Origin of the sequence: Acinetobacter sp. OYA S30, assembly GCF_033599315.1 — a bacterium.
Lineage (GTDB): Bacteria > Pseudomonadota > Gammaproteobacteria > Pseudomonadales > Moraxellaceae > Acinetobacter > Acinetobacter baumannii.
In genome coordinates, this window is record NZ_JAWVAV010000137.1 from 1 (window position 1) to 828 (window position 828).

The 828-nt window shown below is 53.4% G+C and carries 1 rRNA gene; it reads right to left on the reverse strand.

Annotated features, from left to right (window positions below):
* Nucleotides 1-828: ribosomal RNA gene (locus R5R67_RS19505) — 23S ribosomal RNA — on the reverse strand; the annotation flags it as partial.

Below are 828 nucleotides of genomic sequence, written 5' to 3' on the forward strand. Positions count from 1 at the left end.
TCCTAGGGAAATCTTATCTTGAGGTAGGCTTCCCGCTTAGATGCTTTCAGCGGTTATCCCTTCCGAACATAGCTACCCGGCGATGCGACTGGCGTCACAACCGGTACACCAGAGGTTCGTCCACTCTGGTCCTCTCGTACTAGGAGCAGATCCTCTCAAATTTCCAGCGCCCACGGTAGATAGGGACCGAACTGTCTCACGACGTTCTAAACCCAGCTCGCGTACCTCTTTAAATGGCGAACAGCCATACCCTTGGGACCTGCTTCAGCCCCAGGATGAGATGAGCCGACATCGAGGTGCCAAACACCGCCGTCGATATGAACTCTTGGGCGGTATCAGCCTGTTATCCCCAGAGTACCTTTTATCCGTTGAGCGATGGCCCTTCCATACAGAACCACCGGATCACTAAGACCTACTTTCGTACCTGCTCGACTTGTGGGTCTCGCAGTTAAGCGCGCTTTTGCCTTTATACTCTACGCGTGATTTCCGACCACGCTGAGCGCACCTTCGTACTCCTCCGTTACTCTTTAGGAGGAGACCGCCCCAGTCAAACTACCCACCAGACACGGTCCTCGTCCCGGATCACGGGACAGAGTTAGAACCTCAACATTACCAGGGTGGTATTTCAAGGACGGCTCCACTGGAACTAGCGTTCCAGCTTCAAAGCCTCCCACCTATCCTACACAAGTAAGGTCAAAGTTCAGTGTCAAGCTGCAGTAAAGGTTCACGGGGTCTTTCCGTCTAGCCGCGGGTACACTGCATCTTCACAGCGATTTCGATTTCACTGAGCCTCTGCTGGAGACAGCGCCGCCATCATTATGCCATTAT